Genomic DNA, 23,818 nt, shown 5'->3' with positions numbered 1-23,818 from the left:
GCCCGTCGGCGAAACCCCTGCGTCCGCCCGTGTTGCCTTGCGGTTCGAAGCCGATGCCGTCGAAACAGATGATCAACGCCGACATCACCTAGCCGGCGGCTCGCATTTCTGCGGCCGCGCGTACCTGAAACGCGATGATCGCATGATCGTCACCGACATGATCTGCCGCGCCAGCAGCGCCCGGGCGATGGTTCATCGCCGTGACGACGTCGGGCAGGCGCGACGCCGGACTGACCTGGCTTTCAAGATAAGCATCGGTGCCGCCAATCGAGGCGAGCACGCCATCGGTGACGACGCGCGCCGGGTCCAGCGCCGGGAAACGTCTCAGCTGCACGGGATAGGCCCGTTCGACCATGCATCGCTGGAGGGCGGCGGCATCCGGCCATCGATTTGCGGGGACGGCGACATAGAAATCCACGCTCATGCCCTGCCCCCCGTCATTCGCGGCGCACGCGCCGTCACACCTCGCTGACGAGCAGCTTGTCGATGCGGCGTCCGTCGAGGTCGACGACCTCGAACCGCCAGCCCTGTTCCTCGAAGCTTTCGCCCTCGCCCGGCAAATGTCGGAACGCGGCCAGTGCCAGACCGGCGACGGTGGCATAATCACGATCCTCGGGCAGGTCGATGCCGAGCCGTTCGGCCAGGGCATCGGCCGCCATCGTGCCCGCGACCAGCAACGACCCATCGTCCCGCACCACGACGGAAGGCGCGTCGTCAGGATCGGTATCGCTGGCAAATTCGCCGGCGATCGCCGCCAACAGGTCGGCAGGCGTCACGATCCCTTCGAAATGACCATATTCGTCGTGGATCAGCGCCATCGGCACCTCGGCCTGGCGCAACGCGATCAAGGCGTCCATCGCATCTATCCGGTCGATCACCACCGGCGCCTTGCGCATCAGCGTCTTGAGATCCAGCGCCTGGCCGCGGAACAGCGCCGCCGCGATGTCGCGCGCCTGGACCACGCCGATGACCGCGTCGATCGACCCCTCCGCGACCGGCAAGCGCGTGTGCGGCGTGGCGAGCAGCGTATCGCGAATACCCTCCGGCCCCAGATTGCAGTCGAGCCAGTCGACCTCGGTCCGCGGCGTCATCACCTCGCGCACCGGCCGGTCGGCGAGGCGGACGACGCCGGAGATGATCGTGCGCTCATGCTCCTCGATCACACCCGACTTGCTCGCTTCTGCGACGATCAGGTGCAGCTCCTCCGCGGTGACCTGGTCCTCCGATTCGCGGTTGAGGCCGAGGATGCGGAACACGAGCGCGCTGGACGAATCGAGCACCCACACCAGCGGTGCGCAGATCACCGCGATGTAGCGCATCGGCAGCGCGACCAGCGATGCCACCGTCTCTGGCTTGCGCAACGCAAATTGCTTCGGGACGAGTTCGCCGATGATGAGCGATGCATAGGTGGTCAGGCCGATGACCAGTGCGAAGCCCGCCGTCTCCGCGGTCTGTGCGGTCAGGCCGAGCAGTTGCAGGCGGGCGGCGGTCGGGCTGCCCAGGCTGGAGCCGGAATAGGCACCCGCGAGGATACCGATCAGCGTGATGCCGATCTGGACCGAGGACAGGAACTTGCCGGGATCGGCCGCCAGCTTCAGCGCCGCCGCCGGTCCCTTGCGGCCGGATCGCGCCATTGCCTCCAGCCGCGCCTTGCGCGACGAGACGATGGCCAGCTCGCTCATCGCGAACACGCCGTTCAACGCGACAAGCGCGAGGATGATGAGGACGTCGATCCAGGGAAAGGGCGGAAGCGGTGCCATCGGCGAGCACGTCTTTGCCGCACAAGTGACGCGACGACAACTGCCTGTATTGAGCCGGAGCGCGATCGCGGGTCACGATCGGTTCAGATCGCAGGCGGAACAAGCCGCTTTGGACCTGAGTTAACCCACGACGACGATTATGAAAGGGATGTCATGAAATCCAGATTCCTCGCCGCCGCCCTCGCGGCACTGGTCACCACCAGCGCCTGCACGACGGATCCCGAGACGGGCGAACGCCGCATTTCGAAGACCGCGATCGGCGGCATCGGCGGGGCGCTCGGCGGCTATCTGCTCGGCGATCTGGTCGGCGGGCGGCGCGACCGTACCGAGAAGATCCTGGGCGCCGGCATCGGCGGCCTCGCCGGTGCGGGGATCGGCGCGTACATGGACAAGCAGGAGCGCGACCTGCGTGCCCGTACCGCCGGTACCGACGTGCAGGTGACGCGCGAGGGCGACAATCTGGTGCTCAACATCCCGTCGGGAATCACCTTCGCCTACGACAGCGCCGACGTGCAACCGCAGTTCAAGCGGACGCTGGATCAGGTCGCGGATACGCTGGCGCAATATAACCAGACCTATATCGACGTGTACGGCCATACCGATTCGACCGGGTCGGATGCGTACAACCAGACGCTGTCCGAACGTCGGGCGACGTCCGTCGCGGACTATCTCGCCAGCCGCGGCGTGCAGCCGGCGCGCATCGGCACGCGCGGCTTCGGCGAATCGCAGCCGATCGCCTCGAACGACACCGACGCGGGTCGTGCAGCGAATCGCCGCGTCGAGGTGAAGATCGTCCCGATCTCGCAGAACGACCTGCGTTGAACCTTCGAACCCTCCCGCGCCCAAGACATCGTGGTTCGCGCGGGAGGGTTCAGGCCCTGCGTTCGCGGAAGAAATCGCGGAGCAGCGCAGCGGCCTCCGCCTCGCCGATGCCGCCATAGACCTCGGGTCGATGATGTATCGTGGGATGCCCGAACAGCCGGGGGCCGTGATCGACCGCCCCCCCCTTGGGATCGCTCGCGCCGAAATACAGCCTAGGGATGCGGGCATGAGCGATGGCGCCCGCGCACATCGCGCATGGCTCCAGCGTCACCCACAAGGAACAATCGTCCAGCCGGTCGCGGCCAAGCGCAGCTGCCGCCTCGCGAATCACGCACATCTCGGCATGCGCGGTCGGATCGCAGAGCGCGCGGGGCGCGTTCGCCGCCGCCGCGACGATCGTTCCGGCATGCACGATGACGGCGCCGACCGGCACTTCGCCGCTTCGCGCCGCCGCTGCCGCGATATCGAGCGCGCGGCGCATCGGGATGGGCAGGGGAAACATCGCGCCCGCTCCTGCCCATCGCGTGAGAGCGGGTAAAGCCTATTGCGCGTTGCCGGGCTTTTCGACGTTCACGGTAGGGACGGACACCGTCTTCTGCTCGGTGCCGACGCTCACCCGCGCGACGTCGGCCTTGAACTGTGGCGCCTGCACCACCGCGGAACGGGTCTGATCGACATTGATGAGGCCGAAGTACATTAGCGCGACCACGACGAGCGCGATGACCCCGATAAGTGCGAGCAACGTGCGCATCCCAACATCCCCTTGTCTGTAACCTTTACGATGGCGTAACAACGCCGCGGCCCCGAGTCCGTTGCATGGCGCCGCGGCGGCCTTCCATGCGCGGTACGGTTGACGCAACGACGCGGAGCCGCTAGTGGCGCCGACTTTCCGGGCAACCGAATTCAGGATCAAAAACCATGTCGCGCATCTGCGAGCTGACCGGCAAGGGCCGGCAGGTTGGAAACAACGTTTCCCACGCCAACAACAAGACCAAGCGTACGTTCCTGCCGAACCTGCAGAACGTCACGTTGATGTCCGAATCGCTCGAGAAGAGCGTCCGCCTGCGCGTGTCGACGCACGGCCTGCGTTCGGTCGAGCATAACGGCGGACTCGACAACTGGCTGGTGAAGACGAGCGAAGACAAGCTGTCGCTGCGTTGCCGCCGTCTGAAGCGCGAGATCGCCAAGAAGCTGTCGACGACCGCCGAAGCCGCCTGATCCGTCCGACGCGGTCGCCATCGGCGCCGCGTTCGACTGGCACGATGGTTCAAAAGCCCGCCGCTCTCGCAAGCGGCGGGCTTTTGGTGTGTCGGCTATCGATCGAGGCAGAATTTCAGCAATAGGGTGCGTTGCAGCACCGACTGGTTGTCATCCGACACCATCCATATGATCGTCGCCCCGCCTTCCTGCGTGGTCGCCAGCCCTTCGAAATTGTCGTGGATGAGCGGGGCATCGAGTGTCGCCAGCAGCGAACCGCGCGCGGCATGTCCGGATTGGATCGCCGCGGCCGGCACCAGCGACAGCCGGTTGCTGAACCGATAGGGTAGTCGGAAGGCGCGATCGAGCACCAGCAGATCGCCGTTGGGCAGCGCCGCAGCATCGGCAGGATCGTAGCGCCCCGCCGGCAGATAGGCGAAACGGGCCGGTGCGGTGTCGATCGGGTCGCCTGGAAAGATCAGCGCATCGCGGCTTTGCAAGCGATCCGATTCCAATCCGCGCCAGCGTTGCCGTGGGACGTGCCGTTCCTCCCCGATCACCACGAAGCGGCCATCGGGGAGCACGGCCATCGATTCGGGGCCGCCGTTGACGGGCCAGGACGCCATCGCTGCCGGCACCCGCTGCGCCTCCGCCCTGGCAAAGCCGGGGGCGTAGCGCCAGACCGCATTATAGCGTTCGAAGCCCACCCAGATTCGCCCGGTCGCCGCATCAACGACCATCGATTCGGTATCGCGATCACGCTTTTCCCAACCGATGCCGGGCCCGGCGGGCAGGTTGAGAAAGCGGAGACGGCGCGGTCTCCAGTCGTCGCCCATCGTGAAGGCGACGACGTTGCCGCCATCGCTCAGCATTGTGAAACGATTGCCGTCGGCCTGCTTGACGACGCCCAAGGCGGAATAGCCGCCGAACGCCGGATCGATACTGCGCAACTGCACGCCGCCGAGATAGGTCAGCGCACCCAGTCGGACGCGGCGCGAATCGGCGGGGTCAAGGGCGACGCGGGTCGCAATCAGCTGCGGTTTGTCGCCGAGCAGGGCCAGGCGCTGTTCGCCGGTCCAGCCGGGGACGATCAGCAGCACCGCCAGGATCACGAACAGGATACGCATCCCGCCCCCATAAGGAGCCGGTCGGACAGCGATAGCCTGAACAATGGATAACGACGGCATTCAGGCTCGGCTCAATGCGAATCGGGCAAATGATGTGCATCGACGACGGGAAGGTCCTCCACCGGGCCGCCGCCGAGTGGACAGATTTTACGGGAGAAGACCCATGCTGAAGACCCTGAGCCTTGCCGGTGCAGCCCTTGCGATGACCGCCACCGCGCTGGTCCCCGTCACCCCTGCCGTTGCGCAGCGCGGTTACTACGGCGACCGCGGGTATGACCGCGGCTATCGCGACGATCGCGGTTACCGCGGCGAGCGCATCTATCGTGGCGATCGCGGCTATTACCGGGACCGTGGCGGCCGTCGCTGCAACAACGGCAGCACCGGCACGATCGTCGGCGCGATCGCCGGTGGTCTGCTCGGCCGGACGATCGATACCCGCGGCGACCGTTCGCTCGGCACGCTGGGCGGCGCCGTCGCCGGTGGCCTGGCCGGTCGCGCGCTCGAACGGTCGGACCGTCCCGGATACTGCCGCTAAGCGGCAGTGCGTGTCCCTCGTGTAGCGTTTGAGGGCGGAGGGGGCCGGCTCGAAAGGGTCGGCCCCCTTTTGTCATAAGATCAATAACTTGTAAGAGCGCCGCGCCGGTTCTGGCGCGAGGCGCCGGTCAGTACATATGCTGCCCGCCGTTGATGCTGAGCGTCGAGCCGGTGACGAAGCCGCCCTCTTCCGAACACAGGAAGGCGACGCCGCGGGCGATCTCGCTGGCCTGGCCGAGGCGGCCGACCGGGATTTTGGCGACGATCTTTTCGAGCACGTCGGCGGGGACCGCGGCGACCATGTCCGTGTCGATATAGCCCGGCGCGATCGCGTTGACGGTGACGCCGGCCCGCGCGCCTTCCTGCGCCAGAGCTTTGGTGAAGCCGTGGATACCCGATTTCGCCGCGGCATAATTCACCTGGCCATATTGCCCGGCCTGCCCGTTGATCGAGCCGATGTTGACGATGCGTCCCCATTTGCGGGTCCGCATGCCGGGGAACACCGCCTTGGCCATGTTGAAGCAACCGCCAAGGTTGGTGTCGATCACTTCCTTCCACTGCTGGTGGGTCAGCTTGAGGATGGTGCCGTCGCGGGTGATGCCGGCATTGTTGACGACGATGTCCACCTCGCCGAGGTCGGCGGCGACCTTCGCACAGCCGTCCTGGCAGGCGTCGAAATCGGACACGTCCCATTTGTAGGCGGCGATGCCGGTGCGGTCGGTGAATTCGCGGGCCCGTTCGTCGTTGCCGGCATAATTGGCGGCCACGGTGATGCCGGCATCCTTGAGGGCAAGACTGATCGCCTCGCCGATCCCGCGCGTGCCGCCCGTGACGATCGCAACTCTGGCCATCAATTCTCTCCCGTTCTGATTGCAGCGAAGCTAGGGCAGGCGCCCCGGAACTGGCAATGGCCGTAGCGTAATTTTACATGTCCTGATCGATCCAGCCGAGCAGTTCGCGCCGGATCAGCGTCCGCAGCATCGCCATGCCGGGTGCGCCATCGTTGAGGCAGGGCAGATAGGCGAAATCGGTCCCGCCCGCCGCGACGAAGCTCTCGCGCCCACGGATCGCCAGTTCCTCCAGCGTTTCCAGGCAGTCGGCGGAAAAGCCGGGGGCGATCACCGCGACCTTGCGCACGCCCCGGCCCGGCAATGCCGCCAGCGTTTCGTCGGTAGCGGGCCCGAGCCATTTGGCCGGGCCGAAGCGCGACTGGAATGCGATCGTCACCTCGCGCCCGCCAAGGACCGGCGCCAGGGCCTCGCCGAGCAGGCGCGCGGTCTTCTGGCAATGGCAATGATAGGGATCGCCCAGCTCCAACGTCCGCTTCGGCATGCCGTGAAAGCTTGCGACGATCGCGTCGGGGGTGAAATCCAGCGCCGCCAGCTGCGATTCGACCTGATCCTTCAGCGCGCCGATATAGGCAGGATCGTCGTGATAGGGCGGCAGGGTCCGGATCGCGGGTTGCCAGCGCAGGCCGGCGAGCGCCGCGAACGCCCTGTCGTTGGCGGTCGCGGTCGTCGCCGCGCAATATTGCGGATAGAGCGGGGCGATCAGGATGCGTTCGCAGCCGGCATCCTTCATCGCGATCAGGCGATCGGCGATCGGCGGGTTGCCGTAGCGCATGGCGTAATCGACCAGCACGTGCTGCCCGAACGCCCCCTGCAACGCCTGCGACTGGCGGCGGGTGATCGCGGCGAGCGGCGATCCGTCCTCGCCCCACACCAGGCCATAGGCATGCGCCGACTTTTTCGGGCGGGTGTTGAGGATGATGCCGCGCAGGATCGGCTGCCACGCGATGGCGGGGATTTCCACCACGCGCCGGTCGGAGAGGAATTCGCCGAGGTAGCGCTTCACCGATTTCGCATCGGGCGCGTCGGGGGTGCCGAGGTTGGTCAGCAGCACGCCGATCTTGCGCGGTGGAATCGGCGGGTGGCCGGCGGGCGGGTGTGGCGACGTCATGCTCCGGCTCCTAGCGGCAGGTGGCGCAGGCGCATACCGGTTGCGGAATGCAGCGCGTTGGCGATGGCGGGCGCGACCGCGGGGACACCGAGTTCGCCGACGCCGCCCGGCGCTTCGTCCGAGGCGACGAATTCGACGATCAGATCGGGCGTGTCCGCAAGGCGCGGCAGGTTCAGCCCGGCAAACCCGCGTACGTCGGTGCGGCCGGCGGTGAGGCCGGTCGACGCGCCCAGCGCCTGGGCGAGGCCGAAGAGCAGCCCGCCCTCGATCTGTTGCAGGGCGAGGCCGGGGTTGATCGTGCGGCCGCAATCGACCGCGGCGACCAGCCGTTCGACGCGCGGGCGGCCCCCTCCCTCATCGCCGCCTCTGCCAGCACCGCGATGTGGCTGCCGCGAAAGCTGTGGCAGGCGATGCCCTGCCCCGCACCCGGCGCGCCGCCGCCCCAGCCGCCGAGCGCGGCGACGGTGGTCAGGCAGCGGGCCAGCCGCGCGTCGCCGCCGAGCATGCCGATGCGATAGGACAAGGGCTCGGTACCCGCGACGCGGGCGAGTTCGTCGAGGAAACATTCGGTGAAGAAGGCGGTGTAGCCGTGCGCGCCGCCGCGCAGGTGCCCGGTCGGCACGCCGATGTCCGCGGCGTGATGGTGGATGGCGAGCGCCGGGATGCGATACGGCGGCAACGCACCCGCGACCGGATAGGGATCGGCATCGCCCAGAGCAAGCGTGGCGGCGCCGGGGAACAGGCGGCGCGCCAGTTCATGCCCGGTCGCGGGCGCGGCGATGCGCGCGTCCCAGGCGGCGATGGCGCCGTTGGCGGACAGGCGCGCGCGCATCCGCGCCCTGGCGGGCGGACGGAAGCGATCGTGCGCGACATCCTCGCCCCGCGACCAGACGAGGTTGACCGGGCGTTTGAGCTGCATCGCCAGCACCGCCGCCTGTTCCGCGACCAGCGGATCGAGGGTCGCGCCGAAGCCGCCGCCGCCCAGCGTCGGGTGGACGATCACCGCCCCCTCCGCGAGATCGACCGCGCGGGCGGCGGCGGCGCGCGCGGCGGCGGGAGCGGCGGTCGGCAGCCACAGTTCGAGCCGGCCGTCGCGCCAGGCGGCGGCCGCGCCGGTGGTTTCGAGCGACGCATGCACGCCGAGGCCGACGCCGTAATCGGCGGTGACGACGCCGCCGCCGTCAAGCAGCGTGCCGATATCGCCGATCGCGACGACCCGTTCGCCGGTGCCGGCGAGGGCGTCGTCGAGGCTGCGGGCGATGGCGGCACCGTCGACCAGCGGCCCCGGCGTGGCGAAGCGCGGCGCCAGCGCATCGAGCGCGCGGTTCGCCGCCCACCAGGTGGTCGCGACCGCCGCGACCCAGCGCGGGTTCTCGACCACCGCCAGCACGCCGCGGATACGGTCGGCGGCGGCGCGATCGACATGGACCAGCCGGCTGTCGCCGATCGGCCCCTGGCGAATCGCGGCGTGGACCATGTCGGGCAGGCGGATGTCGCCCGCGAAGCTCGCCGAGCCATCGACCTTGGCCGGCGTGTCGATGCGCGGCAGCGACCGGCCGGTGAGCTTGCCGGCGCCCTGCACGCCGATCGGCAGCGGATCGGGGACCGATTCACCGGCGGCTTCGGCGGCGAGTTCGGCAAAGCGCAGGCGCTGGCCGGCATGGACGACGAAGCCGGCGTCGACCGCGCAATCGGTCCAGGCGACGCCCCATCGCCGCGCCGCCCCCTTGCACAGCAGCGCGCGGGCGGCGGCGCCGGCGGTACGGCACCCTTCCTCGAACATCCGCACCGACGTGGAGCCGCCGGTGACCGTCACGCCGGCGCGCTCGGCGAAGCTCTGGCGCAGGCTGTCGGGCAGGCGGGTGAAGGTGCCCGCGAACAGATCGTCGAGCGCGAGCGGGTTGGCGTAGAGCGGGTTGAGCGGCGCCGCCTCTACCCCGACGGTGCGCCAGTCCGCGCCGAGTTCGTCCGCGACGATCTGCGCCAGCGCGGTGTACACGCCCTGCCCGTGTTCGAGTTGCGGCACCGCGACGGTGACATGGCCGTCGCTGCCGATCTTCAGCCATGCGCCAAAGGCGGTTTCGCCGGGCGCGGCAGTGAGATTGGGCTGGTAGCGGCGCGGCCACACCGCCCAGGCGACGATCAGGCCGACCCCGGCGCCGCCGCCGATCAGCACGTTCCTGCGGGTGGGGCGATCCATCACGGCCGGCTGTATCGGCTAGCGCTGCGGGTGGGAAGACGGCGCGAGTCGCGGGGGGTGGAGCGCCGCGGAAGTTGCCGAAGTTGCCACTACGTCGCGGTCGGAAGCGGGGGGTGCGGGGGCGTTTGCGGGGCGGTTCGATGCTGGCTGGGCGACGCGATTGGCCATGGTGCCCGGGAGCGTGTCAGGCTGGCGGCGTGTAGGACAGCGGAGTTTTTTTTACGGGGTGTGGAGGGTGTGGAGGAGCGACCGCTCCTCCCCTGTCATGAGGTCGGGACCATGCGTGCACCGGTGGCGACGGTGATCCCCGCCGTTCGACCGTGCCGAGGCCATGGGTCCCGGCGTTCGCCGGGATGACGAATCAAAGGGGTGACGGATGCGAGGGGATGGGGATGCGAGGGGATGGGGATGCGAGGGCATGGCGCCGCGTTCGCCGCCATCCTCTTGCATCCTGCCTACCCGTGCGTGGCAGAAACCGTATTCTCCGCGCCTCCGCGCCTCCGCGTGACACCATTTTCTCTTTTCGGTGTCGCGTCTTGGCGTGGATCACCGTCCTCATGCTGCTGTCCGAACATCAGGCCTGCGCGCGGTACGTCTTTCGCAGCGTGACTTTGTCGATCTTTTCCGTGCCGAGGCGCGGCAGGGCGACGGCGGATACCCAGATTTGGGTCGGCACCTTGAACGCGGCGATGTGGTCGGCGAGGAACGCCTGCAACGCCGCCTCGTCCAGCGTTTCGCCGTCGCGGGCATGGACGACGGCGCCCGGCACCTCGCCGAAGCGTTCGTCGGCGAGGCCGAACACCGCCGCCTCCGCCACCGCGGGATGGGAGTAGAGTGCCGCCTCGACCTCCTGGCACGAGATGTTCTCGCCGCCGCGGATGATGATGTCCTTCTTGCGATCGACGATGAACAGATAGCCGTCCGCATCGAGGTAACCGATGTCGCCGGTGCGGAAATAGCCGTCCGCGGTCATGCAGGCGGCGGTATCCTCCGGCCGGTTCCAGTAGCGCAGGAAATTGCAGATCGAGCGGATGCATACCTCGCCGCGGACACCCTGTGCGACGGGCGCGCCGGCATCGTCGAGGATCGCAAGGTCGACCAGCGGGGCGGACGGGCGCCCGGCGCTGTTGGGCTTGGCGAGATAGTTGGTGCGCCAGTTGCCGGTGCCGACCGCATTGGTTTCGGTGAGGCCATAGCCGATGAGGGGTGCGGCGCCGCCCATTTCCGCATCGATCCGCCGCACGTGCTCGACCGGGCGCGGCGCGCCGCCGGCGGCGAAGTCGGTGACAGTCGACAGGTCGTAGTCGCCGCGGTCGGGATGGGTCAGGATCTCGAAGCTCATCAGCGGCACGCCGACGAAATAGCTGACCCGTTCCGCCGCGATCAGGCGCATCGCCTCGCGCGCGTCCCATTTCGGCATCAGCACCAGCTTGCGCCCCATCGCGAAGCTTTGCAGCATCACCGGGATTTCGGCGGTGACGTGGAACAGCGGCAGCGTCAGCAGGGTCGAGGGCTGTTCGGTCGGCGGGTTGCCGTCCTGGCTGGCGATGCCGAGCATCATCAGCGCCTGCGCCAGATAGTTGAAGATGCCCTGGACCACGCCGCGATGATCGGCGAGCGCGCCCTTCGACCGGCCGGTCGAGCCGGAGGTGAACAGGATCGTCGCATGGTCGGCGGCGCCGACCGACGGCAGGGCGACGGCGGGGTCGGCCGCCGCCAGCAGCGCCGCGAGCGCGGTGTCGAGCGGCTGCGCATCGTCGATCGCAACGACGGTCGCCGCGGTACCGGCAAGGCGCTTCGCACGCGGCGGATCGGCGAGCACCAGCGTGCAATCGACCTCGCGAATCGCCGCGTCCAGTTCCTCTGCCTGCCACCAGCCGTTGAGCAGGGTGGCGACGCCGCCCGCCATGACGATCCCCATGTAGAGGACGATCCACGACGGCGAATTGCGCATCGCGATGCCGACGCGCTCGCCCCGGCCCAGGCCATGCGTGGCGACCAGCGCCTGCGCAACGCGGGTCGCGGCGGCGTAGGTCTGGGCGAAGGTGAGCCGCTCGTCGCCGGACACGAGGAACGTCTTGTCCGCATGCTCCTGACAATAATGGGCAAAATAATAGGGTAGCGACGGCGGTGCGGCGGCGATGATCGGATAGCTGTGCCCGTCCCGGTCCGCCGACCCCAATGCCAGCATGCCGCCGGCACCGGTCAGCGCGGCCATGGTCGCGTCCATGCGCTCGTCGAGGGGCGTCCGCATATCTCTCTCCAACAGGGTCCCCAAGGTGTTCGGCCTGGGGCTTGGTCTTGTGCCTTTGCGCCACTATGCAGACGGGAAACCCCGGGGGAAAGCCTTGATCCTGTCCTTGCTCGCCGCTGCTGCCCCCCCTGCCGTATCGGCGGGCGGCGGCCATATCCGTTTCGCCGACCTCGGGCTGCATCCCGACATCTTCTCGATCGGCTTCTTCACGCTGCGCTGGTACAGCCTGGCCTATATCGCCGGCATCCTGGTCGGCTGGTGGTATCTGCTGAAGCTGCTCGCGCAGCCGGGGGCGCCGATGGCGCGGCGGCATGCCGACGACCTGGTATTCTATGCGACGCTGGGCATCATCCTGGGCGGGCGGATCGGCTACGTGCTGTTCTACGCGCCCGACATGTTCCTGCATCCGCTGCGCATCTTCCGCCTGTGGGACGGGGGATGAGCTTTCACGGCGGGGTGATCGGCACCTCGATCGGGCTGATCCTGTTCGCGCGAAAGCACAAGCTCGACTGGCTGCGGGTGCACGACTACATCGCCTGCGTGGTGCCGTTCGGGCTGTTCTTCGGCCGGCTCGCCAATTTCGTGAACGGCGAATTGTGGGGCAAGCCCGCCGACGTGCCCTGGGCGATCGTGTTCGAGCGGACCGTGCCGTTCGACGTGCCAGAGCCGGCGCGCCACCCCAGCCAGCTGTACGAGGCGGGGCTGGAGGGCGTGGCGCTGTTCGCGCTGCTGTGGTTCGCGTTCTGGCGGACCAAGGCGCGCTACCAGCCGGGCAGGCTCGTCGGGCTGTTCGTGCTGGGATATGGCGTCGCGCGGTTCATCGTCGAATTCTTCCGCGAGCCCGATGCGCAGTTCCGCGGCACGTTCATCGAGGCGACGCACATCCACATGGGCCAGTGGCTGTGCCTGCCGATGATCGCGGGCGGCCTGTACCTGGTGCTGACCGCGCCGGGGCGGCGGACGCGGGTGGAGCCGATCGCGGGCGGGGCGAGCGTCGCCTGACGGTTGCCGGACACGCGCCTGCCTTATCCGGTCGGTCCCGCAGCGGCGCGGATGACGCACGGGGGCGGGCCGGGACGGGCGCGGCTCGTTACCCCTTGCGCCGTCCCCGCGCGGGCGGCATTTCGACGCGGTGACCGACGAAGCTCCCCTTGCCGACCGCCTGGCGCGTGCGATCACGCTCGCCGGGCCGATGCCGGTGTCGCAGTTCATGGCGGCGGCCAATGCACATTATTATGCGACGCGCGACCCGCTGGGTGCGGGCGGCGACTTCACCACCGCGCCGGAAATCAGCCAGATGTTCGGCGAGCTCATCGGCCTGTGGTGCGCCGACCTGTGGGACCGGGCCGGCTGGCCGGACGTCGCCTGGGTGGAGCTGGGGCCGGGCCGGGGCACGCTGGCGCAGGATGCGTTGCGCGCGATGGCGCGGGCGGGGATGACCCCGCCGGTGCATTTCGTCGAGACGAGCCCGCTGCTCCGCGCCGCGCAGGCCGGGCGGGTGCCGGGGGCGACGTGGCACGATACGGTCGAGACGCTGCCCGACGGCGTCGCAACGATCGTCGTCGCCAACGAATTCTTCGACGCGCTGCCGATCCGCCAGCTGATCCGCCGCGGCACCGGCGAGAGCGGCGGCTGGCACGAGCGGCTGATCGCGTGCCAGGACACGCTGTTCCTGCCGATCGCGGGCAAGCCGGTGCCGGCCGACGTCCTGCCCGAACCGTTGCGCGATGCCCCCGCCGGATCGGTGCTGGAGATTTCGCCCGCCGGCGTCGCCGCGATGGCATCGCTCGCGCGCCGGATCGCGGCGCAGGGCGGCGCGATGCTGGTGGTCGATTACGGCCATGAAGGGCCGGCGCTCGGCGACACGCTGCAGGCGGTGCGCGGCCATGCTTTCGCCAATCCGTTCGAGGCGCCGGGCGACACCGACCTGTCCGCGCATGTCGATTTCACCACGCTCGCCGCCGCCGCGCAGGGTGCAGGCACGGTCGCCTGGGGCCCGGTGACGCAGCGCGACCTGCTGGGGCAGCTGGGCATCGACGGGCGAGCAAGCGCGCTGGCCCGCCATGCACCGGATCGGGCCGAATCGATCCTGGCCGACCGGGCGCGGCTGATGGACGGCATGGGGACGCTGTTCAAGGCGCTGGCGGTGACGCATCGCGACTGGCCCGTGCCGGCGGCGTTCGGCGCATGAGCGCAGAACTGCGCACGCCCACGGTGGCCGATGCGGAGGCGATCGCCGCGCTGATGGCGGCATGCTTCACCGCGACGTTCGGGCACCTCTACGATCCGGCCGATCTTGCCAGCTTCCTCGACGGGCTGACGCTGGAGCGGTGGCGGACGGAACTCGCCGACCCCGCCTTCGCGTTCCTGCTGGCCGAGGTGGATGGCGTGGGCGTAGGCTTCGCCAAGATGGGGCCGCATTCGCTGCCCGTCGAACCCGCCGGCCCGATGATCGAGCTGCGGCAATTGTATCTGCTCGGCAGCCAGCAGGGCAGCGGCCTTGCCGCGCGGATGATGGACCGGGTGATCGCCACCGCGCGCGACCGGGGCGCGGGCGAGCTGTTCCTGTCCGTCTATGTCGACAACGTCCGCGCACGCCGCTTCTACGAACGCTACGGGTTCGAGGAGATCGGCATCTACACCTTCATGGTCGGCAACCATGCCGACGAGGATCACCTGATGCGGCTGGCGCTGTGACGGTCCCGGCCGGCGTGGAGCCGATCCGGGCGCGCAGCATGGCGGGCGTGGCGCACGGTTTCCTGGGCCGGCGCGGCGGCGTGTCCGAAGGGTTGTTCGCCAGCCTGGACCTCGGCCGCAGATCGCAGGAAGTCGATGCCTGGATCGGCGAGAACCGCCGACGCGCCATCGCCGCGGTATCGCCCGGCGCGGCGCTCTGCACCCTCTACCAGATCCATTCCGCGGATGTGGTCCACGTCGAGCGGCCGTATTCGCACGACGAGCGGCCGCGGGCCGATGCGATGGTGACCGACCGGCCGGGCGTGCTGCTCGGCATCCTGACCGCCGATTGCGCGCCGGTGCTGTTCGCCGACGTGGCCGCCGGCGTCGTCGGCGCCGCGCACGCTGGCTGGAAGGGGGCGATCGGCGGCGTCACCGATGCGACGGTGGCGGCGATGGAGCGGATCGGCGCACGGCGCGACCGCATCGTCGCCGCGATCGGGCCGTGCATCGCGCGGGCCTCGTACGAGGTCGACGACGGGTTCCTGCGGACCTTTGCCGGGGCCGATCCGGCGAACGAGCGGTTCTTTGCGGCGGGGCGCGACGGGCATCACCAATTCGATCTGGAAGCCTATGTCGCGTACCGGCTGGCCACGGCGGGGCTGGCACGGATCGAGGCGCTGGGGCTGGACACCTATGCCGACGAGGACCGGTTCTTCAGCTATCGCCGGGCGACGCATCGCGGCGAGGCGGATTACGGGCGGCAGATCAGCCTGATCGGGGTGGAGTAGGCGTTCGTCGGGGTGCGGCGGATGGATCCCGCGCGACGGCTTGGAGAGGGGGTTCACGCGGAGGCGCGGAGGCGGCTCGTTTGGGCGAGGCCTGTGTTCACTCGCACCCAGCGTCGTCATCCCGGCCTATGTCGAGATGTGGGTGTGACAGGCCGGATGTCCGGCGCCGCCGCCACCGTAGCGCGTCCGTGGGTCCCGACGTTCGTCGGGATGACGTGAGAAGGAAGGGCTGATCTCTCTGCCCTCGGCGTACCGACATTCAGCCTTCTACCTCCCCGGCGGATGCCGGGGCCCAGTTGGGGCAGGCTGGTGATGAAGCGCATTCCGGCGTTACAGCGGCCTTCCCAACTGGGCCCCGGCCTCCGCCGGGGAAGCAAGCTGGTCCAAATGCCGCCTTCGCTGTTGAATGTCGATCCGACCGAGTTCCCTCCCTCTCCCTTTGCGTCCTCCGCGCCTTTGCACGCGCCCTTTCTTCGCGGTGTTGCGGCTTCGTATGAACGCCGGGCTAATCTCGACCACCAAGATGGTTTCATCGGTTACGATCAACGTCTATGACACTGTCCCAAGGAGAGTTGCATGCCAGACGAAGCAGAGATGACCGGTGTCGAGGGTAGCCCGCCGGCGAAGACGGTCGAGCGGATCGGCGATCGCAAGCTGAAGCCATCGACGATGATGATGGGCCACGGGTTCGACCCGGCGCTGTCCGAGGGCGCGCTGAAGCCGCCGATCTTCCTCACCTCCACCTTCGTCTTCCCCAACGCCGCCGCCGGCAAGCGCCATTTCGAGGGGGTCACGGGCAAGCGGCCGGGTGGTGCCGACGGTCTGGTCTATTCGCGCTTCAACGGCCCGAACCAGGAAATCCTCGAGGACCGGCTGGCGATCTGGGAAGAGGCGGAGGACGCGCTCGCATTCTCGTCGGGCATGTCGGCGATCGCGACTTTGTTCCTGGCGATGACCAAGCCGGGCGACACCATCGTCCATTCGGGGCCGCTGTATGCCGCGACCGAGACGCTGATCGGCCGCATCCTCGGCAAGTTCGGGGTGAAGTGGCTGGACTTCCCCGCCGGCGCCACGCGTGAGGAGATCGACGCCGTCCTGACCGAGGCGAAGACCGGCAACGTCGCGCTGATCTATCTGGAAAGCCCCGCCAATCCGACCAACGCGCTGGTCGATATCCAGGCCGTCGCCGCCAGCCGCGACGCGATCTTCGCCGACGTCGACGAAAAGCCGCCGATCGCGATCGACAACACGTTCCTTGGGCCGCTGTGGCAGCAGCCGCTGCGCCACGGTGCCGACATCGTCGTCTATTCTCTGACCAAATATGCCGGCGGGCACAGCGACCTGGTCGCGGGCGGCGTGCTGGGGACGAAGGCGCACATCAACACGATCCGTTCGATGCGCAACACGATCGGCACGATCTGCGATCCCAACACCGCATGGATGCTGCTGCGGTCGCTGGAGACGCTGGAACTGCGGATGAGCCGCGCGGGCGAGAATGCGGTGAAGGTCTGCGCCTTCCTGCGCGATCACCCCAAGGTGGAGCGCGTCGGTTATCTCGGCTTCCTGCCCGATACGCCGGGGATGGAACGGCAGGCGGACATCTATGCGCGCCATTGCACCGGCGCCGGATCGACGTTCTCGCTGATCGTGAAGGGCGGCGAGGCGGAAGCGTTCCGCTTCCTCGACGCGCTGCACATCGCCAAGCTGGCGGTGTCGCTGGGCGGGACCGAGACGCTCGCCAGCCACCCGGCGGCGATGACGCACCTGTCGGTGCCCGAGGAGCGCAAGGCGGCGCTGGGGATCACCGACAACCTGGTGCGCATCTCGATCGGCGTCGAGGATGCCGACGACCTGATCGCGGATTTCGACCAGGCGCTGAACGCGATCTGACCGGGGCGGTGCTTGCGGCGGACACCGGGGGCGTTCCCGGGGCGGAGGGTCGCAACAAGCGCAGTGGCACGGGCGGATCGGTGTTCCCCGGCGGAGGCCGGGGCCCAGTCGGGCGAGGTCGGTGAGCAAGCGTGACGCTCCGTTACGCCGACCTTTCCAACTGGGCCCCGGCCTTCGCCGGGGAGGCGGTAGGGTTTCACTCTTCGTGTTCAGGATGCCCCCTTCGCAAGGGAGCGGATGGGTTTTGATGTGCCGTCGCCGTCCGCATGGGGTGTTCCGGCGGACACCGGAACAAGCGCAGAGGCGCGGGCGATCGGTGTTCCCCGGCGGAGGCCGGGGCCCAGTTGGGCAAGGTCGGTGAGCGAGCGTGTCCCTCCGTTACGCCGACCTTTCCAACTGGGCCCCGGCCTTCGCCGGGGAGGCGACAGATCGCACTCTTCGCATGCAGGACGGGTCCGTGGGGACACTGGTGGGTTTCGTCTCGTCGTCGCTGCGCACTTTCGCATGCAGGATGCGGTCTGCGGGGACACTGGTGGGTTTCTTCGGGTCGGGTGATGCGTGTATCGGATGGCGATGCCTGTTTTCACCACCATCCCGCATAAGGCGTTCGTGGCTGCGGTCCGGACATTGGCCGGGGACCTTTCCGCCGGCGACTGGACGCCCGATTTCATCATCGGCATCGGCCGCGGCGGGTTGGCGCCCGCGGTCTATCTGAGCCATGCGACCGGCCTGCCGATGCTGTCGGTCGACTATTCCAGCCAGGTCGAGGATTTCGCCGACGCCCCGTTGCTGCGACTGGCGGAGCGGACGCGCCGGGGCGAGCGATTGCTGTTCGTCGACGATATCAACGATTCGGGCCGGACGATCGCGCATATCCGCAAGCCGTTCGTCGCGGCGGGCGCGACCGCGGCGGTGCTGCGCTTCGCGACGCTGATCGACAATGTGCGGTCGACCGAGCGGGTCGATTATCGTGCACGGACGATCGACCGGCTCGAGACGAAGGACTGGTTCGTGTTCCCGTGGGAAGCGGTCGCGCCGGCTGCGGCGATCGCGGAGGATGCGGCCGAGGTGCCGGACCGGATCGCCTGATCGGGGCGTCGGCGTGCGATCAAGCGTGATTGTGCGTGCGTGAGCGGGGACGCGCTTGCGCCGGCGTTGCCGTGTGCACCGCGAGGTTGGCGGCTCTGGGTCCCCGCCTGCGCGGGGATGACGGCGTGGGGGGCGAGGCGCGGTTTGTCGTAGGCCGGCTCGTCACCACCCGCGCGGCGGCACCATCCCAGTACCGAGCAGGCCCCGGGGATCAGCCGTCGCTGGCGCGTTCGATGTCGGCGCCGACGGCGGACAGCTTTTCCTCCAGCCGCTCGTACCCGCGATCGAGGTGATAGACGCGGGCAACGGCGGTTTCGCCCTCTGCCGCCAACCCGGCGAGGATCAGGCTCATCGAGGCGCGCAGGTCGGTCGCCATCACCGGCGCACCGGCCAGGCGGTCGACGCCCTTCACCAGCGCGGTGCGGCCATGGACCTGGATGTCGGCACCCATCCGCGCCAGTTCCGGCACGTGCATGTAGCGGTTTTCGAAGATCGTCTCGGTCAGCACGCTGGTGCCGCCCGCCTTGCACAGCATCGCCATGAACTGCGCCTGCATGTCGGTGGCGAAGCCGGGATAGGGCGAGGTGGAGATATCGACCGGACCGAGCGGCCCGGTCGCCTCGACCTTCACGCCGTCCTTCGTCGTGTCGACGGTGACGCCCGCCGAGCGCAGCGCGTCGATCGTCGCCTGCATGTCGGCGGCGTTGGCGCCGACCAGCTCCAGCGACCCCCCGGTGATCGCCGCGGCGCAGGCGTAGCTGCCCGCCTCGATCCGGTCGGGCATCACCGCATAGGTCGCGCCGTGCAGGCGATCGACGCCCTCGATCTCCAGCGTGTCGGTGCCGATGCCCTGGATGCGCGCGCCCATCGCGACCAGGCAATTGCACAGGTCGACGATCTCCGGCTCGCGCGCGGCATTCTCGATCACGCTGCTGCCCCTGGCCAGCACCGCCGCCATCACGACATTCTCGGTCGCACCGACCGACACCACCGGAAAGCGGTAGCGCCCCCCGGACAGGCGGCCGCCGGGCGCGGTCGCCTTGACATAGCCTGCCGCCATTTCCAGTTCCGCGCCGATCGCCTCGAGCGCCTTCAGGTGGAGGTCGATCGGGCGATTGCCGATCGCGCAGCCACCGGGCAGCGACACCGTCGCCTCGCCGGCGCGGGCCAGCACCGGGCCGAGCACCAGGATCGACGCGCGCATCTTGCGGACGATGTCGTACGGCGCCTCGGTCGAGGTCAGCTTGCCGGCGCGGATCGTCATGACCCGGCCGAAGTCCTCCGGCCGCGTCCCCTCGATCGCGGTCGACGCGCCCAGCTGGTTGAGCAGGTGGCCGAAGCCGTCGACATCGGCCAGCCGCGGCAGGTTGCGCAGCGTCAGCGGTTCGTCGGTCAGCAGGGCGCAGGGCATCAGCGTCAGCGCGGCATTCTTCGCGCCGGAGATCGGCAGGCGGCCGGACAGGCGATTGCCGCCGCGGATGAGGATACGGTCCATGCACCAGCGTCTAACGCCCTGCGGCGGCGGTGCAAGGTGACAATCGATGCGCCCCCCTTGATCGATTTTAATGCAGTGGTTTGCGTGGTTTGGTTACGCGTGGCTGGCAAGTTTCGGGGGGATGCGACCGCGTGGCCACTTATCTCGCCGAACGTCTCGGCGAACTGATCGACCTGTCCGTCAACGAGCGGGTAGCCCTGGAGCGGCTGGAACAGCGCGAGCGGACGCTGCGCCGCGGTGGCGTGCTGGTGCGCGAACACGATCGCCTGACCGAATTGTACGTGCTGAAACGCGGCACGATGATGAGCTACGTCATCCTGCCCGACGGCAGTCGGCAAATCCTGCGGTTCCTGTTCCGCGGCGACCTGATCGCGATGGCCGGGCTGGTGTATCGCAGCTCGCCCGAGACGGTCATCGCGCTGACCGCCTGCGCGGTGGCTCCGCTCGACCGGTCGGCGGTGGCCGATCTGGCCGTCGCGCACCCGCGCCTGTCCGCGCTGCTGGTCGCGGTGGGGCAGATCGAACGGGTGGCGCTGACCGATCGGCTCGCCGGACTGGGCCGGACCTCCGCCAAGTCGCGCGTCGCGGCGCTGCTGATCGAGATCCGCGACCGGCTGCGCACGCTCGATCCGACGATCGATGGCGCATTCACGCTGGGGCTAACGCAGGAACAGATCGGCGATGCCACCGGGCTGACCGCGGTGCACGTCAACCGCATGCTGCGCAAATTGGAGGAAGACGGCCTGATCGCGCGCGATGGCGGGCAGTTCACGATGATCGACGAGCCGGGGCTGGCGCGGACCGCGCACCATAACGAGCGCCGGTCGGGACTGGACCTCGGCTGGCTACCGGACGCGCGCTAGGGCGTTATCCCGCTACGCCTTTTCCAGCGTGCATTGCAGCGGGTGCTGGTTCTGCCGGGCGAAATCCATGACCTGCCCCACCTTCGTCTCGGCGACCTCGTACGAAAAGACGCCGCATACGCCGACGCCCTTCTGATGGACGTGCAGCATCACCCGCGTCGCCTCTTCCATGTTCATGCGGAAGAAGCGTTGCAGGCACAGGACCACGAATTCCATCGGCGTGTAATCGTCGTTGAGCATCAGCACCCGATACGGCGTCGGCTGCTTGGTGCGCGTACGCGTCTTGGTGGCGAGACCGGTGCCGGCACCGTCGTCGGTCCCGTCGTCGCGGCGTTCGGCCATGGTGATCGGTTCAGCTGTCATGTGGATTGCCGAAATATGGCATCGACGGCGGTCGGGGCAAGGGCCTGCGTCGCGCAAAAATGCCGGATACGAAAAGGGCGACCGCATCGCTGCGGCCGCCCCTTCCCGCGATCGAGGCGTCGGGTTACGCGACGACCTTCATCTTTTCGGCGGCGAGCGCGGCGCGGTTCGACAGCGGCTGCACCACTTCGCCGGCGAGCTTCAGCATCGCTTCGGTGTTGCGCGAGGTCTGCTGCACCATCGCATCGAACGCCGCACGGGCATAGTCCGACTGCAGCTTCATGAACTCGGTCGGCGACTTCACCGACGACAGCGTCTTGGCGGCGGCGGTCGCCTCCTCGAACGTCTTCTTGGCGTAGGTGGCGGCTTCCTGGCTCATCGCCTCGAAACCGCGCGCGGCGATCTTCGACGATTCGACCAGCGCCTCGATGTTGCCCTTGCCGAATTCGTTGGCCTCTTCGAACATCTTCTGGCCCTTTTCGACCGCACCCTTGGCCTGGCTCGTCGCGTCATTGAACGCGGTCTGGGTCTGGGCGGTGACGTTTTCGATCGTTTCCATGATGACTTCCTTCACTGCGGGTGGGGCGATCGGTGCGGGGGCCGCGATCGGCGCCGCCTCGACCGGTTCGGGGACGGATTGACGCGGGGTCGCGGCCAGGGCGGCCGGGATCGCCGGTACGTCCGGTTCGGCGAGCACGGGTACGGCCGCAGGCGCGGGGACGGGAGCCGGGGCTGCTGCCACCGCCACCGGTTCCATCGCCTTCGCCGCAGGCACGGGCTTCGCCACGGGTGCCGGCTGTTTGCCGGTCGGCTTGATCCTGGGGCCGGAGACGGGAGTCGCAGCGGCGCCGGCGGGACGGCCGGGGCGCGACTTGCCGGATTTTACCGGCGGCTTGGGGACGGTACCGTCCATGATCCTACTCCAGCTATTATGCTGCGATGCACAATAGTGGAGTATCGGTAACCGTTCAAGTGGTTTTTGTGCAGTGCAGCAATTTTGCCGTCACTTCGCCCGCACATAGTCTCCCGGCGCGTCGCCCAGCGACGGCAGGCGCCCCTCACCCGGCAGCCGCGCGCCCTGTGCCGCGACCTCGTTCGATCCGCGTCCGTGCAGCCAGGCGATCCAGTCGGGCCACCAGCTGCCCTTGGTCTCGGTGGCGCCCGCGATGAAATCCTCGAGCGATCGCGCGCCCGCTTCGTTGGTCCAATATTGGTACTTGCCCGCCGCCGGCGGGTTGACGACGCCGGCGATATGGCCCGAGCCCGCGAGCACGAAGCGCAAGGGGCCCTGGAACAGATGCGTGATCTTCCACACGCTGTCCGCCGGGGCGATGTGATCCTCGCGCCCCGCCTGCACATAGGCCGGGGTATGGACGCGGGTGAGGTCGAGCGCCTCGCCCGCCACCGACATCGCGCCCGGCTGAACCAGCAGATTGTCGCGGTACAGGTCGGTCAGGTACGACAGATGCCATTTCGATGGCAGGTTGGTGGTATCGCCGTTCCAGTGCAGCAGATCGAACGGCGTATAATCGGCGCCGAGGAGATAGTTGTTGGTGACGTAGTTCCAGATCAGGTCGCGCCCGCGCAGCAGATTGAAGGTCGCGGCCATATAACGGCCGTCGAGGAACCCCTGCGGCGACAGCGCCCCGATCAGCGCCAGCTGTTCGTCGGTGACGAAATTCCGCAATTCGCCGGCCTCGGCGAAATCGACCTGCGCGGTGAAGAAGGTGGCGCTGGCGACCTTCGCCGCCTCGTCCCGCGCGGCGAGCAGCGCCAGCGTCGCGGCCAGCGTCGTGCCGGCGACGCAATAGCCGATGGTGTGGACCGACGGCACGTCGAGCAGGTCGCGGATCGTGTCGATCGCATCGACCTGCGCCGCGACGTAATCGTCCCAGACCACGTCCTTCATCGACGCGTCCGCCGACTTCCACGACACCATGAACACGGTGATGCCCTGTTCCACCGCCCAGCGGATGAAGCTCTTTTCCGGGGTCAGGTCGAGGATGTAGAAGCGGTTGATCCACGGCGGAAAGATCACCAGCGGCGTCGCCAGCACCCGTTCGGTGGTGGGCGTATATTGGATCAGTTCGTACAGCGGCGTGCGCTTCACGACCTTGCCCGGCGTCATGGCGAGGTTGCGCCCGACCTCGAACGCGCCCTCTGCCGTGTGAGTCAGCTGGCCCTTGCCGATGTCGGCAAGCATGTTCCTGAGGCCGTCGAGCAGGTTCTGGCCCCTGGTCTCGATCGTCTTCTCGACCACGTCGGGGTTGGTCATCGGGAAGTTCGACGGGCTCATCGCATCGACCAGCCCCCGGGCGGCGAAGCGCAACTGGTCCTTCTGCTGTTCGGGCACGCCCTCCAGCGCATCGACGCCGCGCAGCATATGGTCGGCGATCAGATTGTAGCTGCGGCGAATCCAGTCGAACCACGGATCGTCACGCCACGCCGCCGCCTTGAACCGCTTGTCACGGGCGTCGCCCTCCGATTCGGGGGGCGCCGGCGCGGCGGCGGCCGGATCGACGAAGCGCTGCCAGAGGGCTAGATTGTCCTTCCAGAAATCCTGCGTCTGCCGGAGCAGCGCGGACCCGGCGAAGGGGTTCGAGCCGGCCGCATCCGCTGCCGGGCCGGCCTGCATCAGGCCGATGCCCTGTTCCATCATCATCTGCTGCGCCCGGCCCATCACCCAGGTCCAGTGCTGCAGTTCGGCGAGGTCGGGCGCGCCGGTGGTGTCGCGGGCGGTCTGGTCGTCGTTCGGATCGGCCATGGCATCCTCTTCCTGCCGGCATCGTAGCGAGCGC

21 protein-coding genes and 2 pseudogenes are annotated in these 23,818 nt (G+C 68.5%); 10 read left to right on the top strand and 13 right to left on the bottom strand.

Annotated elements, in window-relative coordinates:
• Positions 1-88 precede the first annotated feature (88 nt).
• Positions 89-355, bottom strand: a complete 267-nt coding sequence (locus tag GTH33_RS05540; protein WP_163957483.1) for a hypothetical protein — start codon at positions 353-355, stop codon at positions 89-91.
• A gap of 103 nt (positions 356-458) precedes the next feature.
• The gene (locus GTH33_RS05535; RefSeq protein WP_163957481.1) at positions 459-1,760 is read right to left on the bottom strand and encodes a hemolysin family protein; all 1,302 of its coding nucleotides are present in this window, start codon (positions 1,758-1,760) and stop codon (positions 459-461) included.
• A 153-nt stretch (positions 1,761-1,913) separates the two neighbouring features.
• On the opposite strand from GTH33_RS05535, the gene GTH33_RS05530 reads away from it, so the two are divergent.
• The gene (locus GTH33_RS05530; RefSeq protein ID WP_163957479.1) at positions 1,914-2,582 is read left to right on the top strand and encodes a YiaD family glycine zipper/OmpA-like lipoprotein; all 669 of its coding nucleotides are present in this window, start codon (positions 1,914-1,916) and stop codon (positions 2,580-2,582) included.
• A 49-nt stretch (positions 2,583-2,631) separates the two neighbouring features.
• Here the strand turns inward: GTH33_RS05530 and GTH33_RS05525 are convergent, their stop codons facing one another.
• Positions 2,632-3,063, bottom strand: a complete 432-nt coding sequence (locus tag GTH33_RS05525; protein WP_163959617.1) for a nucleoside deaminase — start codon at positions 3,061-3,063, stop codon at positions 2,632-2,634.
• Positions 3,064-3,123: 60 nt separating this feature from the next.
• A complete protein-coding gene (locus tag GTH33_RS05520; protein ID WP_163957477.1) occupies positions 3,124-3,333 on the bottom strand; it encodes a hypothetical protein in 210 nt (69 codons plus the stop codon).
• Positions 3,334-3,500: 167 nt separating this feature from the next.
• On the opposite strand from GTH33_RS05520, the gene rpmB reads away from it, so the two are divergent.
• On the top strand, positions 3,501-3,800 hold the full coding sequence (gene rpmB, locus GTH33_RS05515; RefSeq protein ID WP_163957475.1) for a 50S ribosomal protein L28: 300 nt from the start codon (positions 3,501-3,503) through the stop codon (positions 3,798-3,800).
• A 95-nt stretch (positions 3,801-3,895) separates the two neighbouring features.
• On the opposite strand, the gene GTH33_RS05510 is transcribed toward rpmB, so the two are convergent.
• Positions 3,896-4,906 carry an esterase-like activity of phytase family protein gene (locus GTH33_RS05510; RefSeq protein ID WP_163957473.1) on the bottom strand — a complete coding sequence of 337 codons (1,011 nt, stop codon included), beginning with the start codon at positions 4,904-4,906 and terminating at the stop codon, positions 3,896-3,898.
• Between the two features lie 163 nt (positions 4,907-5,069).
• Here GTH33_RS05510 and GTH33_RS05505 point away from each other — a divergent pair, with 163 nt between their 5' ends.
• The gene (locus GTH33_RS05505; protein ID WP_163957471.1) at positions 5,070-5,441 is read left to right on the top strand and encodes a glycine zipper 2TM domain-containing protein; all 372 of its coding nucleotides are present in this window, start codon (positions 5,070-5,072) and stop codon (positions 5,439-5,441) included.
• A gap of 127 nt (positions 5,442-5,568) precedes the next feature.
• Here GTH33_RS05505 and phbB read toward each other — a convergent pair whose 3' ends face one another.
• From phbB to GTH33_RS05485, 4 genes and pseudogenes are all read right to left on the bottom strand, one after another.
• Positions 5,569-6,291 carry an acetoacetyl-CoA reductase gene (phbB, locus tag GTH33_RS05500; RefSeq protein WP_163957469.1) on the bottom strand — a complete coding sequence of 241 codons (723 nt, stop codon included), beginning with the start codon at positions 6,289-6,291 and terminating at the stop codon, positions 5,569-5,571.
• Positions 6,292-6,364: 73 nt separating this feature from the next.
• Entirely contained in the window at positions 6,365-7,399 is a 1,035-nt protein-coding gene (hemH, locus tag GTH33_RS05495) for a ferrochelatase (protein ID WP_163957468.1), read from the bottom strand.
• A pseudogene (locus GTH33_RS05490) lies at positions 7,396-9,599 on the bottom strand (xanthine dehydrogenase family protein molybdopterin-binding subunit). The gene hemH and the pseudogene GTH33_RS05490 overlap by 4 nt, the downstream one beginning before the upstream one ends.
• Positions 9,600-10,173: 574 nt before the next feature.
• Entirely contained in the window at positions 10,174-11,853 is a 1,680-nt protein-coding gene (locus GTH33_RS05485) for a class I adenylate-forming enzyme family protein (RefSeq protein WP_163957467.1), read from the bottom strand.
• Between the two features lie 94 nt (positions 11,854-11,947).
• Here GTH33_RS05485 and lgt point away from each other — a divergent pair.
• From lgt to GTH33_RS05455, 6 genes and pseudogenes are all read left to right on the top strand, one after another.
• A pseudogene (gene lgt / locus GTH33_RS05480) lies at positions 11,948-12,855 on the top strand (prolipoprotein diacylglyceryl transferase).
• 190 nt (positions 12,856-13,045) lie between these two features.
• The gene (locus GTH33_RS05475; RefSeq protein ID WP_163959615.1) at positions 13,046-14,044 is read left to right on the top strand and encodes a class I SAM-dependent methyltransferase; all 999 of its coding nucleotides are present in this window, start codon (positions 13,046-13,048) and stop codon (positions 14,042-14,044) included.
• Entirely contained in the window at positions 14,041-14,550 is a 510-nt protein-coding gene (locus GTH33_RS05470; protein WP_163957466.1) for a GNAT family N-acetyltransferase, read from the top strand. Before GTH33_RS05475 ends, GTH33_RS05470 begins: the two co-directional genes overlap by 4 nt.
• A gap of 38 nt (positions 14,551-14,588) precedes the next feature.
• Positions 14,589-15,320, top strand: a complete 732-nt coding sequence (pgeF, locus tag GTH33_RS05465) for a peptidoglycan editing factor PgeF (protein ID WP_163959613.1) — start codon at positions 14,589-14,591, stop codon at positions 15,318-15,320.
• Between the two features lie 576 nt (positions 15,321-15,896).
• Positions 15,897-17,210, top strand: coding sequence for a cystathionine gamma-synthase family protein (locus GTH33_RS05460; protein WP_163957465.1), 1,314 nt, complete (start codon positions 15,897-15,899; stop codon positions 17,208-17,210).
• A gap of 573 nt (positions 17,211-17,783) precedes the next feature.
• A complete protein-coding gene (locus GTH33_RS05455) occupies positions 17,784-18,299 on the top strand; it encodes a phosphoribosyltransferase (RefSeq protein WP_163957464.1) in 516 nt (171 codons plus the stop codon).
• 211 nt (positions 18,300-18,510) lie between these two features.
• Here the strand turns inward: GTH33_RS05455 and murA are convergent, their stop codons facing one another.
• Positions 18,511-19,794, bottom strand: a complete 1,284-nt coding sequence (gene murA, locus GTH33_RS05450; protein ID WP_163957463.1) for a UDP-N-acetylglucosamine 1-carboxyvinyltransferase — start codon at positions 19,792-19,794, stop codon at positions 18,511-18,513.
• Positions 19,795-19,925: 131 nt separating this feature from the next.
• Between murA and GTH33_RS05445 the strand changes: the two genes are divergently transcribed.
• Positions 19,926-20,657, top strand: coding sequence for a Crp/Fnr family transcriptional regulator (locus GTH33_RS05445; RefSeq protein WP_163957462.1), 732 nt, complete (start codon positions 19,926-19,928; stop codon positions 20,655-20,657).
• A gap of 12 nt (positions 20,658-20,669) precedes the next feature.
• Here the strand turns inward: GTH33_RS05445 and clpS are convergent, their stop codons facing one another.
• From clpS to GTH33_RS05430, 3 genes are all read right to left on the bottom strand, one after another.
• On the bottom strand, positions 20,670-20,999 hold the full coding sequence (gene clpS, locus GTH33_RS05440) for an ATP-dependent Clp protease adapter ClpS (protein WP_163959611.1): 330 nt from the start codon (positions 20,997-20,999) through the stop codon (positions 20,670-20,672).
• Positions 21,000-21,144: 145 nt separating this feature from the next.
• Positions 21,145-21,933, bottom strand: coding sequence for a phasin family protein (locus tag GTH33_RS05435; RefSeq protein WP_163957460.1), 789 nt, complete (start codon positions 21,931-21,933; stop codon positions 21,145-21,147).
• A 90-nt stretch (positions 21,934-22,023) separates the two neighbouring features.
• A complete protein-coding gene (locus tag GTH33_RS05430; RefSeq protein ID WP_163957458.1) occupies positions 22,024-23,784 on the bottom strand; it encodes a PHA/PHB synthase family protein in 1,761 nt (586 codons plus the stop codon).
• Positions 23,785-23,818: the final 34 nt, after the last annotated feature.

The organism is Sphingomonas insulae, assembly GCF_010450875.1.
GTDB classification, from domain to species: domain Bacteria; phylum Pseudomonadota; class Alphaproteobacteria; order Sphingomonadales; family Sphingomonadaceae; genus Sphingomonas; species Sphingomonas insulae.
The sequence above is the reverse complement of the archived record's forward strand: the minus strand, read 5'-3'. Positions and strand labels throughout refer to the sequence as shown.